The following is an 18,216-nucleotide window of genomic DNA, read 5'->3' on the forward strand; positions in this document are numbered from 1 at the left end:
ACGTAAATTTACAATTGGTATTACTTTTGTGTAGCTAAAATCATTCACTTCAAAAAAACACAATCATGTTAAAGAAAGTTTTAAAAGGACTTGGGATATTTCTTTTGGTAACCATCATCGCATTAGCGGCAGCACCTTTTTTGTTTAAAGACAAAATCAAGGAAATGATTGCTAAAACATTAAACGAAAACGTAAATGCTAACATTGCATTTGAAGATGTGGATTTGAGTTTGTTCAAGAGTTTTCCACAGGCGCATGTTACTATCGACAAACTTAGCATTATCAACAAAGCACCATTCGCTGGAGATACACTTTTATATGCCGGAGAAACTAATGTTACTATGAGCGTTAAAGAACTTTTCAAAGGTGAAGGTGAAACGATGAGTTTAGAAAGTTTTAGCGCCGTTGACGGAATTGTGAATATTATTTTTAACAAAGAAGGTCTTGGTAATTTTGACATCGCACTAAAAGAAGCTGAAGAAAAAAAACCTTCGGATAGTAAACCTTTTGCTTTAGATATTCAGAATTACGAAGTAGAAAATTTAAAATTCACTTACATTGACGAAGGTTCAAACATGAAAATGGTTTTAGACAGTATTTATCATGAAGGAAAAGGAAATTTTGCGGCTCAAAAATTAGATTTAGAAACTAAAACCACAGCAAAACTTTCGTTTGAAATGGAGAAAATGAACTACATGAACAATGTAGGAATTACTTTAGATGCTATTTTAGGCATCGATTTAGAGAAAAACAGATACGAATTCAAAGACAACAAAGCCTTAATCAATCAATTGCCATTAGAATTTAATGGATTTATTCAAATGGTGGAAGCGGGTCAAACCTATGACTTAACATTCAAAACGCCAACATCTGATTTTAAAAACTTCTTAGGATTAGTTCCAGCCGCTTATTCAGGCGATATTAATAAAGTAAAAACAACAGGGCAATTTTCGGTAGATGGAAAAGTAAAAGGGAATTTAACCGAAACTACGATTCCCGCTTTTGATGTGAAAATTGCTTCAAACAATGCGTCTTTCCAATATCCAGATTTACCAAAATCGGTAAAAAATATTGTGATTGACACCCATATTATTAACGAAACTGGTTTAATGAATGATACTTTTGTGAATTTACACCAATTGTCATTTGCTATTGATCAAGACGTTTTTAATGCGAAGGCAATTGTGAAAAACATCGCCACAAATGCTTTAGTGGATGCCGAATTAAAAGGAACTATCAACTTAGCAAATGTTACCAAAGCATATCCTGTAAAATTAGACAAACCCTTAACTGGAATTCTAAAAGCGGATGTAAAAACGAAATTCGATATGCAATCGGTTGAGAAAAGTCAGTATCAAAACATACAAAATTCGGGAACAGTTAGTTTGACTGGATTTAATTACGAAGGTCCAGAAATGGCGAAACCTTTCAAAATCAATCAAGCTGCCGTTGCATTTAATCCGAGTCAAATCCGTTTGAATCAATTTGATGCCAAAACAGGAACATCCGATTTACAAGTAACAGGAACGTTAGATAACTTTTATGGATTTGTATTCAAAAACCAAATCTTGAAAGGAAATTTCAATATGAATTCGACCAAATTAGTAGTTTCTGATTTCATGGCACCGACTACAACTGTTTCAGAAGAAGGTAAAAAAACTACTGAAGCGGTTAAAATCCCTTCTTTCTTAGATTGTAGTATTACAGCTAAAGCAAAAACTGTAGTTTATGATAATTTAAATTTGAAAGATGTTTCTGGAAATATGATTATTCGTGACGAAGCCGTTACATTGAATAATTTAAAAATGGGAATTTTTGGAGGAAATATTGGGTTAACCGGAACCGTTTCAACCAAAGGAAATACGCCAAAATTTGATATGAATTTAGGTTTAAACGCGGTAAATATAGCCGAGTCGTTTACGCAATTAGACATGCTGAAATCGATTGCTCCAATTGCTGGTGTTATTAATGGAAAATTAAATTCAACCATCAAACTTTCAGGAAATTTACAAAACGATATGACGCCTAACTTAAAAACCATTTCTGGGGATTTATTTGGGCAATTATTATCTACAACTATCAATGAAAAGAACTCGGCTATGTTAACTACTTTGAGTTCAAACATGAAATTCATCGACATGAGCAAGCTAAACTTAAACGATGTAAAAGCGGCTTTATCGTTTAAAGATGGAAAAGTAAATCTAAAACCAATGGATATCAAATATCAAGATATCACAGTGAATGTTGGCGGAAGTCATGGTTTTGACCAAACGATGAATTACAATTTAAAGTTTGATGTTCCTGTGAAATATTTAGGTAAAGACGTAACTAATTTGCTTGCAAAATTAACGCCTGCCGACCAAAAACAAATTACTAGTATTCCAGTAAATGGATTAATGACAGGGAATTTTTCGCAACCCAAATTTAATTCTGATTTAAAACAATCGACTACAAATTTGACTACACAATTAGTTAAAATGCAGAAAGAAAAATTAGTAAATCAAGGAACAAATGCTTTAGGCAATCTAATTGGCGGAACAAAATCAAATACCGCAACCGATACCACAAAATCAACTACAACTACTCCAAAAGAAGACATAAAAACCAAAGCCACTGGTGCTTTAAAAGATTTGTTTGGAGGGAAAAAGAAAAAAGAAGAATAAAAAATGAACTGCAACAAAAACCCTTTCAAAATTTTGAAAGGGTTTTGCTTTTATAAACTCATCTTCACCACATAACCTTCATAGGTTCTTACATTAAAAACGGTTCCATCTTCAAAAAGTAAATATTGGCCTTTGATTCCGGTTAAGGTTCCTGAGAAGTTTGGCGTTTTATCTAAATTTAAACTCGTTACTTTCTTTGGATATTGCAAAACAGGAAAATCGAGTTGAATGATTTTTTCTTCTTTTGGGAAATAGTCTTGTACTTCTGTTGGTAACCAATCGAAAACTTTATTTCGTTCTGTAATCAAATCCATGTTGGGCACTTCGTTTTTTAGCATTTTCTGCCAATTGGTTTTATCGGCAAAATGGTTTTTCAAGGCAACTTCGGTAATTCCTGCTAAATATCTATTGGGAACTTCTACAATTGGAATCGCTTGCACGGCACCTTGGTCAATCCAACGAGTAGGAACTTGGGTTTTTCTGGTTACTCCTACTTTTACTTCGCTTGATAAAGCTAAATAGACTACATGAGGTTGTAATTGTACGCGTTTTTCGTATTCTAAATCACGATCTTCAATATCTAAATGCGCAGTGCTTAATTCGGGTTTCATAATCCAATCCCCTACTGCTGGGCTGCTCATAAAACAATCGTAACAAAATCCTTGACGAAAAATTTTCTTGGCTTTTCCGCAATTCAAACATTGGTAACCTTGAAATTCAATTTCCATTGGTTTCCCTAAAAGTTGGTTTAGGTTTAAAAAACTATTTTCAAAAACCAAATAGTATTGAATTGGGTTTCCAAATTCGGTTTGCATTTTACTTAGCGTGCCTTGATAATTCATTTGTGTTAAGATTTACTTTTTCGTTCAATTATTTAAAAAAAATGCTATTTTTGGTAAAGTTATTATTCCGTTTTAATAATTCAAAATTAGAAATAGGTAAATGCCATTACAAATTATAAATTCTGTTGCCACTTGGATTTTGAAGAAACGAATTCATCAAATGGAATTGTTCTTAAAATATCCTCATGAAGTACAAGAAGAATTGCTTTTCAACCTTATAAAATCTGCCGAAAACACGCAAACTGGAAGAAAATATGACTTTTCTTCTATGAAGAATTACACCTCTTTTAGTGAGCGAATTCCTGTTTCTACTTACGAAGATTTAGAACCTTTAATTGAAAGAACCAGACAAGGCGAGCAAAATGTTTTTTGGAATTCTAACATCAAATGGTTTGCTAAATCGAGCGGAACTACTAATGCGAAAAGTAAATTTATTCCGGTAAGTTCTGAAGCATTAGAAAATTGTCATTACAAAGCGAGTAAAGATTTATTGTGTTTGTATTTGAACAACAATGAAGATTCGCAAATGTTTACAGGAAAAAGTCTTCGTTTGGGCGGAAGCAAGCAATTATACGAAGACAACAATACGTTTTTTGGGGATTTATCAGCCATTTTAATTGACAATATGCCTATTTGGGCCGAATTCAGCTCAACACCAAGCAGCAAAATATCGTTAATGGGAGATTGGGAAACAAAACTCCCAGCGATTATTAATGAAACTATCAATGAAAATGTAACGAGTTTGGCTGGCGTACCGAGTTGGATGATGGTTTTATTGCAAAAAACGTTAGAAACTACTGGAAAATCAAACTTATTAGAGCTTTGGCCGAATGCGGAAGTCTATTTTCATGGCGGCGTAAATTTTGATCCTTATAGAGAACAATACAAGAAATTATTTCCGAAAGATAATTTCAAATACTACGAAATTTACAATGCTTCGGAAGGCTTTTTTGCAATTCAAGATCAAAATGATTCGAACGAATTATTGTTAATGTTAGATTACGGAATTTTCTACGAATTTATTCCAATGGAAACATTTGGAACATTAAACCAACGAGTTATACGATTGAATCAGGTAGAATTGAATAAGAATTATGCTTTGGTAATTACTACTAACTCGGGTTTGTGGAGATACTTGATTGGTGACACCATTCGATTTACCTCTTTAAGCCCTTACCGAATTAAAGTAACGGGAAGAACCAAGCATCACATCAACGTTTTTGGAGAAGAATTGATGGTTGAAAATACCGATACGGCTTTAACCAAAACTTGCACGGAATTCAATTGTGAAATTACCGATTACACAGTTGCTCCAATTTTTATGAGCGATAAACAAAAAGGAGCGCATGAATGGATTATCGAATTTAAAAACAAACCTGATAATATTGAAAATTTCAGAAAAGCATTAGATGAAAATCTTCAAAGTGTAAATTCTGACTATGAAGCCAAACGCTATAACAATATGACATTAAACCCGTTAGTATTACATGTAGCCAGAGAAAATCTATTTTACGATTGGTTAAAACAACAAGATAAATTAGGCGGACAAAATAAAGTTCCTCGACTTTCAAACGAGAGAAACTATTTGGAAAGTTTATTATCATTACAATAAAAGTTATGAAAAAAAGAAGCCTTATTTATATGCTTATGATTGTAGTCTTGACTACTGTTTCTTGTGGTCCGAGACGTTATAAATGCGGGCCATACAGAAAATGCGAAAACTCAATAGAAAAAACCCAAAAAAGTTATTTTAATAAGGAATTTTATAAAAACAACTATTGTTAATCTAATTTTATTGCGAAATCATTAAGAAAATCGATTTACTCAAATTGCAGTAAATCGGTTTTTTTTGCATTATATCGGTTTTTTTACTTATAATCAACAAATAAACGCTTAGGAAATTTTTTTTCCAAAAAATACCTCTAATTTTACGCCCGATTTAACCCCTATAGATTAACTAACTATTATTTAAGTATTTAAATTTATGAAACTAAACAAAATCCTTACGTTAATTTTACTTTTTGGAAGCTTAATATCATTTGGACAAGAACCTAAACGTTCAGAAGGAGCAGAAGCAATAGTAAACGCAATCAATAAGAATACCAAAGGAATTAGTTTTATTTTAAGTGACACTGGAATTAATACGGAGTTAAATGAAATTGGAACCACTTTTTTTAAAAATAAATATATCATTTTATCTAATAAAAAAAGAAGACATGCTGATGTTACTATTAATCCAATTACGAATACTCCAAACAATAACTTATATTGTGTAGATGTAAAAGAAGACGGAAATTTATCTTTTCCATTACTTTTCTCTCAAGCCTTAGATTCTGAAAATGACGAAGGTTCTATCGGATTTTCTTCTGACCAAAGAACTATTTTCTTTACTCAAGAAAACCCTAATAATAAACAATTATTTACCCTACACAAAGCAACTCTTAATGAGAAAGATGCTAAAAAATGGACAAACATCACCAATTTAAATGTAGTTCCTGAGCAATATTCCGCTGAAACTCCTAGCGTTTCTCCTGACGGAAAGAAAATCTATATTGCTTCAAACATCCCTGGTGGATTTGGTGGATTTGATATTTATGAAGCTACCATTGCAGAAGATGGAACTATTGGGAAATTAGTTAACTTAGGACCAAACGTAAATACTGCAGACGATGAGAAATATCCTTATATGTCTTCTGACAACAAATATTTATATTTTTCTTCGAAAGGACATTTAAATTTAGGTGGTTATGATGTATTTAGATCGGCTTATGTTGACAATTCATTCTTAACAGCAATGAATTTAGGTACTGATTTAAATTCAAGAAGAGACGATATTGCTTTTGTAATGACTTCTCCTTCTAAAGGATATATTTCAACAGATAAAAAACAAACGGGTAATTTTGATATTTTAAAATTCGAAATTAAAAAGCAAGAAAATTTACACTTTAGCTATACTGTTGTTGAAGAAGTTACTAAAACCGCTTTACCAAACGCAACTGTTGTTGTAACTGACGAATTTGGTATTAAATTAGCAGAAACTCAATCTGATAATGATGGTAAAATCAAACTAGTTCTAGAACCATTAACAACTTATAATGTTGTAGTTAATAAAGATGGTTACGAAACTAAAAAATTAAATATTGCAACAGGTGATACCGATAAAAACATTGCTTTAACTCAGAAAAAAGCAGTAGTTACTGAAGATGCAATTGTAATTGAAAATATTTATTTTGATTTCAATAAATCAACAATTAAAAAAGAATCTGAATTATCGTTGAACAAAATTGTTGAAGTTCTTAAGAACAATACAAACATGAGTATTACAATTAATGCACACACCGATAGCAAAGGGTCTGAAACTTACAACCAAACACTTTCAGAAAGTAGAGCAAAATCTGCATATCAATATTTGCTTAAAAAAGGTATTCCAGCAACGCAATTAACTTACAAAGGTTTTGGTGAAAGCGAATTGTTAGAAAAATGCGAAAAATGTTCAGCTAAACAAGACCAAACAAATAGAAGGGTTGAATTCAAAATCGTAAAATAAAAGCACACTCTCAATTAATCACAACTATAAAAAAATGAAAAAAATCTCTCTAGTATTAGCCTTATCAACAATTGTATTATTAACATCATGCTCTAGCGGCTGGAGTTGTAGATCAAGTTATGTAAATGCTAAGCAAACCAAAACAATCGAGCAAAAGAAAAATGCTTAATCATAAAAAAAGGTCGCCAATTGGCGACCTTTTTATTTATATTTATTTCGTTAAGAAACGGCTTTCAAACGTTGTAATAAGTTTTTACTTAAACTGTTTTCAGCATATTCTTTTGTGACTTGTAAGTGCTTATCATCGGAACTTGGTAATTCGTACATTGCATCGGTTAAAATAGCTTCACATAACGAACGTAAACCTCTGGCTCCAAGTTTATACTCTAAAGCTTTTGACACAATATAATCCAAAGCTTCTTCTTCAATATCTAAAGTCACCTCATCCATTTCAAACAATTTTTTGTATTGTTTTACCAAAGCATTTTTAGGTTCTGTTAGAATTGCTCTTAACGTTTCTGCATCCAAAGGATCCATATGCGTTAAAACCGGTAAACGACCAATAATTTCTGGAATTAATCCAAAGTCTTTTACATCTTTTGGAATTAAATATTGCAGTAAATTATCTTTATCAATTTGGTCAGTTCCAATAGACGAACTATAACCAACTGCTTGCCTATTTAAACGTTTTGAAATGATTCTTTCAATCCCATCAAAAGCACCACCTGCGATGAATAAGATATTTTGAGTATTTACTTCCACAAATTTTTGGTCAGGATGTTTTCTTCCTCCTTTTGGTGGAACATTTACAACCGTTCCTTCTAATAATTTCAACAAAGCTTGTTGCACACCTTCACCCGAAACATCACGCGTTATTGATGGATTGTCACTTTTACGAGCAATTTTATCAATTTCGTCAATAAATACAATTCCTCTTTCGGCTTTAGCCACATCGTAATCGGCTGCTTGTAATAAGCGAGTTAAGATACTTTCAACATCTTCTCCTACATAACCCGCTTCGGTTAAAACAGTAGCATCAACGATAGCCAAAGGAACATTCAACATTTTAGCAATTGTTTTTGCAACTAATGTTTTACCAGTTCCGGTTTGTCCAACCATTAAGATGTTACTTTTTTCAATCTCAACTTCGTCTTCTAATTGCACTTGCATCAAACGTTTGTAGTGATTGTAAACCGCTACACTCATTACTTTTTTTGTTTGGTCTTGTCCAATTACGTAATCATCTAAAAACGCACGAATTTCTTTTGGTTTTAAAAGAATCAAATCGGCAATCAAATTTGAATTACCTGATTGTTTTAATTCTTCTAATACAATTCCGTGAGCTTGTTCGATGCACTTGTCGCAAATATGCGCATTAATCCCTGCAATTAATAAATTGGTTTCAGGCTTTTTCCTTCCGCAGAATGAACACTCTAATACTTCTTTAGCCATCTTTTTTAGTTAGCAGTCACAGTATACAGTCACAGTTATATCGCTGAAAACTGTGACTGAAAACTGAAAACTATATTTATTTATCTTGTTAAAACCTCATCAATCATTCCGTATTCTTTTGCTTCAGCAGCAATCATCCAGTAATCTCTTTCGCTGTCTTTATAGACTTTATCGTAAGGTTGTTTTGAATGTTGTGAAATGATTTGGTATAATTCTTCTTTTAATTTCAACATTTCTTTCAAGTTGATCTCCATATCAGTTGCAACTCCTTGTGCGCCACCAGATGGTTGGTGAATCATTACTCTTGAATGTGGTAATGCTGAACGTTTTCCTTCTGCTCCGGCACATAATAAAACTGCTCCCATAGAAGCCGCCATTCCGGTACAGATAGTAGCTACGTCGGGTTTTACGAATTGCATCGTATCATAAATTCCTAATCCGGCATATACACTTCCTCCTGGCGAATTGATATAAATACTGATGTCTTTAGAAGCATCAACACTTTCCAAAAACAACAATTGTGCTTGAATAATATTGGCCACATAATCATCAACTCCTGTTCCTAAGAAAATGATTCTATCCATCATTAAACGTGAGAAAACGTCCATTGAAGCTACGTTTAATTGGCGTTCTTCAATAATATATGGAGTCATACTTCCAACAATTTTATCGTAATATAAACTGTTAACTCCGTGATGCTTAGTAGCATATTTTTTAAATTCTTTTCCGTAGTTCATAATTTTTTGTTTAAATGTTTAAGCGTTTAAAAGTTTAAATGGATTGAACTAAAAAACATTATATTTTAAATGATTATCTTTTATTTTATGAAAGAAATGTCTTCAATAAAAAAGCGCCAAAACTAGTCTGACGCTCAAAGATAATTATTTTTTGTGAGATATTATTCTCCGTACATTTCTTTGATAAATTGCTCGTAATTCACTTCTTTAGTTTTAGCTTTTACTTTTTCTTTGTAAAGACCTAACATTTTTTCGCTCATTACTTGCTCTGATAAACGTTTTACCTCATCTTGGTTTGACATTACGCGAGCTACAATTCCGTTAATTTCATCTTCTGAAGGATTTAATTGACCAAATTGCGCCATTTGCTTCTTGATTAAATCAGCAGTATGCGCTTTTAAATCTTCGAAAGTGATTTGTAAATTGTTATCAGCCATAACTTTTCCTTCGATTAATTGGAAACGTAATCCTTTTTCAGATCTTGCAAATTCTTCTTCAGCTTGTTCAGCAGTTAAAGGCGTTTCACCAACTGTTTGAATCCATTTTTTTAAGAATTCAGCTGGTAAATCGAATTTTGTAGTTTCAATTAAGAATTCTGTAACATCGTTTAAGAATTTTTGATCAGCTTGTTGTGCAAATTGTGCTTCCGCATCTTCTTTAATTCTAGCCTTTAAATCTTCAACTGAAGAGATAACTCCAGGTCCGAATAATTTATCGAATAATTCTTGGTTTAATTCTGCTTTTTCAACTGAATTGATTTCTTCAATTGTAAAATCAACATTGATATCTAAACCATGAACATCATCATGACCTACTTTTAAGTAATCCATTAATTTGTGGTCGTCATCAAATAAACCTTTTGTTCCGATAGTAACCACATCACCTACTTTTTTTCCGATGAAAGCTTTTGCTACTTTTTTATCAGCAAAAATATCTAAACCAAAATTAGCTGGAGCGTTGATTCCTTTTTCTTCGTTGGTAAAAGTTCCTCTTACTTCGTAATCTGCTTTAACTTCTGGTTGCGAAATTAATTTTCCGTATTGTTTTTGGATTCTTTCTACTTGCTCATTCAACATTTTATCATCAGCAATAACGTTGAATTTAGTAACCTTATTTTTTGCTGTTAAATCAACTGAAAACTGAGGCGCTAATCCTAATTCGAAATCAAATGATAAGGTTTCGTTATCCCAATTGAAATCTTCTGTAACTTTTGGAAGTGGATTGCCTAAAATATCTAATTTCTCAGCAACTAAGTAATCATTTAAAGACGATTGTAAAATTTTGTTTACTTCATCTAACAACACAGCTTTACCATATTGTTTTTGAATTAAACTCATTGGAACTCCACCTTTTCTAAAACCTGGAACTGATGCGTTTTTTCTATAGTCAGCTAATACTTTTTCTACTTTATCTGAATAATCTTCTTTGGTAATTGCTACTGTTACAATAGCATTTAAATCATCAACTTGCGTTTTTGTAATGTTCATTATTTCTTTTGTTTAAGTACCATAAAATTTGGGTTGCAAAATTATAGAATTTTTACAACCCAAACAAGTTTTTAATTTATTGAAATTCAATTCGCTAAAAATTAATCTTCACTCACAAAGATTTTATTTAAAATTGATTGTATAATTGACAATAAAATACTAAATAATAAGGCATTTAAAAACCCTACGACCTCGAATTCATCAATAAAATAATCGCAGATTAAAATTATTATAGCATTGATAACCAATAAAAACAATCCAAGTGTAAAAAAAGTTACTGGAATAGTAAGCAATACTAAAATAGGCTTTAAAAATGTATTCAAAAGACCTAAAACTACTGCAACTAACAAAGCTCCAGTTAAATCAGTAACATGAACACCTGGTAAAAAATAAGACAGCACAAAAACTACTATTGTACTAATAAGAAGTTTAATTAATAAATTCATTTTATCTTTTTTAGAAATTTAAAATTACAAAAAAAGGCATCAATAATGATGCCTTTTTTAATTTTTATACAAAATCTTAATTTGAACCTACAATATTAATTCCTGGGAAAGAACCCGCATTATGTAATGGTAAGTTTGAATTATAATGACGATTAATTACTTTAATTATTTCATTTGCAATTACAGCGTATCCACGAGCATTAGGATGAACTCCATCTAATGAAAATAATACTTTCCATTCATTTGCAACTCCACTAAAATAATTAGCCGTGTAAACTTGACCAGTTTCAATTCTTAAACCACTTACAAGTTGGTTCATAATTGCATTCATATCTGCAACAGCCAATCCTTTAGATGCAGCAATTGAACGGATTGAATTATTGTAAGCCGCTGTAGCACTAGCTACTTTTGCCTTTTCATTAGCAGTTAAAACCCATTTATTGGCCATTGGAAAAGTAACTCCATTGATATTAATTAATGGTGAAGGAGAAGACGTATTAGTAGAACCAATAACAGAAGAAGCAGGCAAAACAATTAAATCGTTAGCTGTAGTTTGACGAGCTTTTCCAAAAACTTGTCCAAATGCTGTAGCCGTAGCTGCACCAAGAGTTGGTGTCAAAACAGCTGTAATTTGAGCTGATCTATCTGCTGCATCTACATCATAAATAAGGATTGGATTAGCTGCAGTAGCTGATAATGGATTTACACGATTTGGCTCACCAAAAGCAGTGAAAATTGCATCTAAATTATTATACAATTGAGCATTAAGAGTAGCAATGTTAGTAGCACCTCCTAAAGCAGTGGGCGATAATGGTGCAAATGGAACCGTTGTAAAATATGGGATAGAAGTAACACTTGGAATTGTAGCAACAACACCTTTAGCACCATTTGATGTTAATGTATTAATAATAGTATTATAAGAAGAACTAAACACATTTAGACTTGTTATATCATTTTTATTATATCCAAAAACATTATCATTTGAAGCCCCATAGTTATCAGAAGCTGCTGTGTTTAATAGACTTTCATCTATTGTTGGAGTTAATGGATCGTCTGCTAAAGCACCACCGCCAGTTGCGTATGATAAAACATCGTTACCTCCAATCCAATTTGTAAAAAAGGTAGGATTTTTAGCCATAGCATCACTTAAAACTGTAGCACTTGGATTACTTGCCATTCTAACAAAATAAGGATTAGAAGCTCCAATTGCAACACCAGCGATATTACCATAATTTGGAACGCCTAGATGAAACGATTTTGCACCAGGCACACCCATGTTATTATATGGTCCTTCATTAATATTAGAAACTTCTATTGTTGAAGTTCCTACAATGTTTTCAGGACGCCCTTGAGAAGCATCAATTACCAATCTAGTTCTGAATTCATTATAACCAGTCAAAAACTCGATTGGCATACCCCCTAACATTAAACCTCCTAAATTATTAACATCTTCCGCATAAGAAGGTTGCGTAAATTCTCCACCTCCAACAAGTGCAAATTTTTGAGCTAATAAATTTGGAAATGAATACGTTTGTCCTACTCGAGAAACTGTACCATCCATATAACCTGCAGTTAATGAATTACCAACAGCTACATATGAGGTGAAATCTGCATCTCCTGAAGTATAGTTTGCACTCACTTCATTTTCAAATTCTGGTTCACACGAAGCAAAACCAGCAGCTAAAACAGCTAAATATATAAATTTATTTTTCATCTTTCTTTAAGTTTAAATTAGAAACCGTAAGTTATACCAATACCTGGTGAGAAAACAACTGATTTATATGTCCCTCCAAAGTCAGGATTTGGCTGTCCAGATATTGGATCAGTTGAATGATTATATGAATTATCAATTTCATCAAAATGTAAATACAAGAATGAGAAATCAACACCTAACTTACTATTTACTTGATATGTTAAACCACCTGTATATCCCATTGAGTCGTTTCTTGGTGTTTCTGGTGCAAAGTAACCATCTTGAACTGGACTCTCATCAAAATACCATCCTGCTCTGAAAGTAAATTTATCATTTGCTTTATATTGTGTACCAACTCTATAAGTACTTACATTTTGATAATTTCTTGGATTTAATGATTCTGTACCATTTCCAAATGTTACATCTAAAGCTTCATAAGCGCTCCACATTGTTCTATTATAGTCAAAAGCTAATAACCATTTATCTGTAACTTGATAAGACAATCCCACTGTTAATTCAGCTGGCAAAGGTAAATCTGCATTAAATGTTGTGTTTGCTAATGGGTTAAAAGTTGGTGTGTCATTATAAATTGCATCTCCATCGCGAGCCTCCATGATAATTTCAGAACGGTAATTCATACCAATTCTTAATTTATCTGTTGGATTGAACATAAAACCAGCTGTATAACCCCATGCCGTAATTCCTTTTGCATCAAGAGTAACATCTGTAGGATTTCCTTCTGCATCTGAAAGAAGTGGATTGACAGATAAATTTCTATTAAAATTTACGGAACCAGTAGCAAAAATTGGTCCACCACCCACACTAAAATGTTCTCCAACTCTAACAGAAATAGATGGTTGAACAAAAATTGCTTGTAAATCAATATTATTAACTAAATGAGCCCCTTCCCAATCTTGATCCCAATCTACAGCACTCCCGTACGGAGTATAAACCGCTAAACCAGCAGTTAACCAATCGTTCAATTTATAAGTAGCATAAACACTAAATGGAGTTCCTACATTTTTACTTTCTGCAGTCCAATTATAAGTCGAATTTTGAAATTTAACATTTGCAAATAATGCATTTCCTCCAACAGATAAGTTGAATTTTTTATCTAAATATACCATACCCGCAGGGTTGAAAAAAGCAACCTCAGCGCTATTCACCACAGCAACACCCGTGTGCCCCATAGCTAATTGTTTTTGACCCTGAATACTTACTCTATATCCACCTGCAAAAGCAGTAGAGCCAGCCAAAGCCAATAATGTTAAAGAAAGTAATTTTCTCATAATGTAAAAATGTGTTAGTTTTTTTTCTTTGTTTGTTAAAATCAATACTTCAAAATTATAACAAAATATGAATTTTACAATTTTTTTAACTAAAAAATTATGCATGCATAATTTTTTAGTGGTTTTATTTAATAAAATCTAGAACGTAGGAATAAAAATCTTTTGGATTTTCAGCATGTAACCAATGTCCTGCATTCTTTACGGTTTCAATTTTTGCTTTTGGAAAATGGTGATAGATGGTTTCAAAATCGCTATCTAAAATATAATCCGACTTATCCCCTCTTAAAAACAAAGTTGCTTTAGAAAAAATATTCTCAAATGGCAACGCAGTTCCTATAGTCTCAATTTTTTCGTTAAAAACTTTTAAATTAAAACGAAAAGACAATTGTTCAGGCGCTTCCCAATACAAATTCTTTAGTAAAAACTGTCTTGTTCCAAAATCTTTTATGTATCCCGAAACGATTTCTTCCACTTCTCCTCTACTCGGTTTTTTGGCAAAATCAACAGCATTCAAAGCTGCTAAAATGGTTTGGTGATGTGGCGCATAATATTTCGGACCAATATCCGCCACTATTAATTTAGAAACTAATTCAGGATATGTTGTTGCTAAAAGCATTGCAACTTTTCCACCCATAGAATGTCCAATAATATTGATATCTGTTAGTTGATGATAATCGCAATATTGCTTTACATCCTCTACCATAATATCATATGAAAAATTTTCAGAATGAAAACTTTTACCGTGATTTCTTAAATCTAAAGCATGAACTTGGAAGCCTTCATTAGCAAATTGAGTTCCTAATGTTTTCCAGTTATCAGACATCCCTAAAAAACCATGGACAATCACTAACGGTTTTCCTGCTCCTTCTATTCTTGAATGCAACAACATCTTATTTCAATTTTTGAAGATACATATTCACTACATTTTCCAATCCTAAATATAAAGATTCTGAAATTAAAGCATGACCAATCGAAACTTCAAGTAATCCTGGAATATTATCTTTGAAAAACTTGAAATTATCCAAACTCAAATCATGACCTGCATTAATTCCTAATCCTAATTCATTTGCTTTTATAGCAGCTTTCACATAAGGCTCAATTCCGTTTTTGTTTCCCAAACCATATTCGTGAGCAAAAGATTCGGTATATAATTCGATTCTTTCTGTTCCGGTTGCTTTTGCCCCTTCAATCATTTTTTCATCGGCATCTACGAAAATAGAAGTTCGGATACCGTTTCTTTGAAATTCTTGAATTACCTCCACTAAATAGGATTGATGTTTTATTGTATCCCAACCTGCATTTGAAGTTAATGCTCCAATAGCATCAGGAACCAAAGTCACTTGAGTAGGTTTGCACTCTAAAACCAAATCAATAAAATTATGTTGTGGATTTCCTTCAATATTATATTCGGTATATACAACCGATTTTAAATCGCGAGCATCTTGATAACGAATGTGTCTTTCATCTGGTCTTGGATGAATGGTGATTCCATCGGCGCCAAATTGCTGAATGTCTTTTGCAACCTTCAATAAATCAGGCACATTGCCTCCTCTTGAATTACGAAGTGTGGCTATTTTATTAATATTTACTGATAACTTTGTCATAATAATTTTTAATTTATACAAAAATACAAAGTATAAGTTAGCTAGCATGTGGTATTTTTTGATTATTTTGCGATATATTTTCATCACATCCACAATGAATAATTTAATAAGCTACATAAACAACGAAATAAAACCGCTAAAGCATACCGATTCTATAGCTGAAGCACAGGATTTATTTTTGGATTTTCCTTACACACATTTTCCAGTTACCGAAGATGGTATATATATAGGATGCGTTAGCAAAGAAAACGTAGAACTTATAAATAGCGAGGCCATAATTAATGATAGCCGATTTCATTTTGAACGTTTTTTTGTTCGAACTACAACAATTTGGCTTGATGTTTTAGAAATTTTCGCTAAAAATGAGAGCAACTTAATTCCGGTTTTAGATGACAAAAATGCTTATTTAGGATATTACGAATTGGAAGATGTAATTCGCTTTTTTCATGAAACACCTTTCTTAAAAGAAGAAGGTGGCATTATTGTCGTAGAAAAAGAATCGGATAAATTTTCCATGAGTCAAGTAGCCCAAATTATTGAAAGTAATAATGCTAAAATTTTAGGATTATTTATTTCAAATGTTGTAGGAAATAAAGTAGAAATTACTGTAAAAATTAGTCAAAGCGGCTTGAACGATATCATTCAAACTTTTAGACGTTATGAATATGAAATTATTTCGGAACATCAGGAAGATTCTTATTTAAATAGCTTAAAAGAACGTTCAGATTACTTAGACAAATACTTAAATATTTAAAATAGATCGTAATGAAAATAGCATTATTTGGTCAATATTATCAAAATAGTACGGCAGAAACGGTTCAAAAAGTAGTGGCTTTTTTAGAATCAAAAGAGATTGAAATTGCATTTGAAGCACATTTTTTAGACATTTTAAAAGAAAAAAATATCGTTTCAAAAAACTACGAAACCTATTCCTGCCACAAAACATTAAATAATGATTTTAAAGCTTTAATAAGTATTGGTGGCGACGGAACCATTTTAAAAGCAGCCACTTTTGTTAGAGATAAAAACATCCCAATAATTGGAATTAACGCTGGAAGATTAGGTTTCTTAGCAACAATACAATTTGATAATATTGAACCTCTTTTGCAAAAATTACTTAATGACGATTATGCAATTTCAAAAAGAACACTATTAAGCATTGAAACCACACCAGAATATGACAATTTTAGCGAATTAGATTTTGCTTTAAACGAAGTTACTGTCGCTAGAAAAGATACCACTTCGATGATAACGATAGTTACCTATTTAAATGGAGAATATCTTACATCCTATTGGGCAGATGGTTTGATTGTTTCAACTCCAACCGGTTCAACTGGATATTCACTAAGTTGCGGAGGACCTGTTCTTACCCCGAATGTAGAAAGCTTAGTTATAACTCCAATGGCACCTCACAATTTAAATGCCAGACCATTAGTAATAACTGATGATATGGAAATTGAGCTTCGAATTTCGGGTCGAGAAGAACAATTCTTAATTTCATTAGATTCAAGAATTTCAGCGGTTTCAAAAGACACGATTGTTCGAATAAAAAAATCGCCTTTTACCATTTCAATTATTGAATTTAAAGAAGAATCATTCCTAAATACGATTCGAAAAAAATTACTTTGGGGAGAAGACAAAAGAAATTAACACTCAATTTATATCATTTTTCATTTTTTAACGTTTTTAGCGTATTAATTAGCAACAAAAAAATCCCATAAAATAGGGATAAGAAGTCAATATTGTTATATTTGCAAACTATTTTAAAAAATGAAGTACTTTTTAATCTATATATCGCTGATTTTCTGCTGGTTTAGCACACATGCTCAAATAAACGAATTAGGTGTATTTGTTGGTGGTGTTAATTATATTGGTGATGTTGGTCCAACGACTTATATCGCGCCAAATGAACCTGCAATTGGAATTCTATATAAATGGAATAGAAGTCCTCGTCATGCTTATCGTTTTTCATATACCCAAGGGAGTTTGAAATCGAAAGATATAGACAGCGATGTTCCAAGTAGAAACCTAAGAGGATATTCATTTGAAAATAGTGTAAAAGAATTTTCAGCTGGATTAGAATTTAATTTTATGGATTTTGATTTACATGATTCTAAAACAAAGGTTTCCCCTTATGTTTACAGTGGTGTAAGTTATTTTATTTATGATGAAATTTACATTTTAGGAAATACTAGTCATGTAGATTATCAAAGTAGTGCTTTCGCTATACCAATGATAGTAGGATTAAAAGGTCGATTTTTTCAAAATTTTATAATTGGAGCAGAAGTTGGATTTCGATATACATTTACCGACAATTTAGACGGAAGCAATCCTAAAAACGACAATTTTGAAACGTTGCGTTTTGGGAATTTAAATAGTAATGATTGGTATGTATTTACCGGTTTAACATTAACTTATACATTTGGCAAAAACCCTTGTTTTTGCACAGAATAAAG

15 protein-coding genes are annotated in these 18,216 nt (G+C 32.1%); 6 read left to right on the forward strand and 9 right to left on the reverse strand.

Annotated features, from left to right (window positions below):
- The first annotated feature begins 65 nt into the window (after positions 1-65).
- The gene (locus tag ACE3PD_RS01015; protein WP_374398676.1) at positions 66-2,663 is read left to right on the forward strand and encodes an AsmA-like C-terminal region-containing protein; all 2,598 of its coding nucleotides are present in this window, start codon (positions 66-68) and stop codon (positions 2,661-2,663) included.
- Between the two features lie 50 nt (positions 2,664-2,713).
- On the opposite strand, the gene ACE3PD_RS01020 is transcribed toward ACE3PD_RS01015, so the two are convergent.
- Positions 2,714-3,505 (reverse strand): DUF2797 domain-containing protein, encoded by a 792-nt coding sequence (locus tag ACE3PD_RS01020; protein ID WP_374398678.1) that lies wholly within the window; start codon positions 3,503-3,505, stop codon positions 2,714-2,716.
- 100 nt (positions 3,506-3,605) lie between these two features.
- On the opposite strand from ACE3PD_RS01020, the gene ACE3PD_RS01025 reads away from it, so the two are divergent.
- Both ACE3PD_RS01025 and ACE3PD_RS01030 read left to right on the forward strand, forming a co-directional pair.
- Entirely contained in the window at positions 3,606-5,117 is a 1,512-nt protein-coding gene (locus tag ACE3PD_RS01025; protein ID WP_374398680.1) for a GH3 auxin-responsive promoter family protein, read from the forward strand.
- A gap of 372 nt (positions 5,118-5,489) precedes the next feature.
- The gene (locus tag ACE3PD_RS01030) at positions 5,490-7,052 is read left to right on the forward strand and encodes an OmpA family protein (protein WP_374398682.1); all 1,563 of its coding nucleotides are present in this window, start codon (positions 5,490-5,492) and stop codon (positions 7,050-7,052) included.
- Positions 7,053-7,271: 219 nt separating this feature from the next.
- On the opposite strand, the gene clpX is transcribed toward ACE3PD_RS01030, so the two are convergent.
- From clpX to ACE3PD_RS01070, 8 genes are all read right to left on the reverse strand, one after another.
- On the reverse strand, positions 7,272-8,504 hold the full coding sequence (gene clpX, locus ACE3PD_RS01035; protein WP_111566129.1) for an ATP-dependent Clp protease ATP-binding subunit ClpX: 1,233 nt from the start codon (positions 8,502-8,504) through the stop codon (positions 7,272-7,274).
- An 80-nt stretch (positions 8,505-8,584) separates the two neighbouring features.
- Complete coding sequence (gene clpP, locus ACE3PD_RS01040) at positions 8,585-9,241, reverse strand: ATP-dependent Clp endopeptidase proteolytic subunit ClpP (RefSeq protein ID WP_291283078.1); 657 nt, start codon at positions 9,239-9,241, stop codon at positions 8,585-8,587.
- A 161-nt stretch (positions 9,242-9,402) separates the two neighbouring features.
- Positions 9,403-10,728: a trigger factor gene (gene tig / locus ACE3PD_RS01045; RefSeq protein WP_374398685.1), complete on the reverse strand. Its 1,326-nt coding sequence runs from the start codon at positions 10,726-10,728 to the stop codon at positions 9,403-9,405.
- 101 nt (positions 10,729-10,829) lie between these two features.
- Entirely contained in the window at positions 10,830-11,174 is a 345-nt protein-coding gene (locus ACE3PD_RS01050) for a phage holin family protein (protein ID WP_374398687.1), read from the reverse strand.
- A gap of 76 nt (positions 11,175-11,250) precedes the next feature.
- Entirely contained in the window at positions 11,251-12,888 is a 1,638-nt protein-coding gene (locus ACE3PD_RS01055) for an SGNH/GDSL hydrolase family protein (protein WP_374398690.1), read from the reverse strand.
- A 17-nt stretch (positions 12,889-12,905) separates the two neighbouring features.
- On the reverse strand, positions 12,906-14,156 hold the full coding sequence (locus ACE3PD_RS01060; RefSeq protein ID WP_374398692.1) for an OmpP1/FadL family transporter: 1,251 nt from the start codon (positions 14,154-14,156) through the stop codon (positions 12,906-12,908).
- 124 nt (positions 14,157-14,280) lie between these two features.
- On the reverse strand, positions 14,281-15,042 hold the full coding sequence (locus ACE3PD_RS01065) for an alpha/beta fold hydrolase (protein ID WP_374398726.1): 762 nt from the start codon (positions 15,040-15,042) through the stop codon (positions 14,281-14,283).
- Positions 15,043-15,046: 4 nt separating this feature from the next.
- Complete coding sequence (locus ACE3PD_RS01070; RefSeq protein WP_374398694.1) at positions 15,047-15,760, reverse strand: pyridoxine 5'-phosphate synthase; 714 nt, start codon at positions 15,758-15,760, stop codon at positions 15,047-15,049.
- Between the two features lie 94 nt (positions 15,761-15,854).
- Here ACE3PD_RS01070 and ACE3PD_RS01075 point away from each other — a divergent pair, with 94 nt between their 5' ends.
- The 3 genes from ACE3PD_RS01075 (at position 15,855) to ACE3PD_RS01085 (ending at position 18,214) form a co-directional block, all read left to right on the forward strand.
- On the forward strand, positions 15,855-16,514 hold the full coding sequence (locus ACE3PD_RS01075; RefSeq protein ID WP_374398697.1) for a CBS domain-containing protein: 660 nt from the start codon (positions 15,855-15,857) through the stop codon (positions 16,512-16,514).
- 11 nt (positions 16,515-16,525) lie between these two features.
- Positions 16,526-17,410 carry an NAD kinase gene (locus ACE3PD_RS01080; RefSeq protein WP_374398699.1) on the forward strand — a complete coding sequence of 295 codons (885 nt, stop codon included), beginning with the start codon at positions 16,526-16,528 and terminating at the stop codon, positions 17,408-17,410.
- 120 nt (positions 17,411-17,530) lie between these two features.
- On the forward strand, positions 17,531-18,214 hold the full coding sequence (locus tag ACE3PD_RS01085) for a DUF6089 family protein (RefSeq protein ID WP_374398701.1): 684 nt from the start codon (positions 17,531-17,533) through the stop codon (positions 18,212-18,214).
- The last annotated feature ends 2 nt before the right edge of the window (positions 18,215-18,216 follow it).

Origin of the sequence: Flavobacterium sp. (genome assembly GCF_041911335.1) — a bacterium.
In the GTDB taxonomy this organism is placed as follows: Bacteria; Bacteroidota; Bacteroidia; order Flavobacteriales; family Flavobacteriaceae; genus Flavobacterium.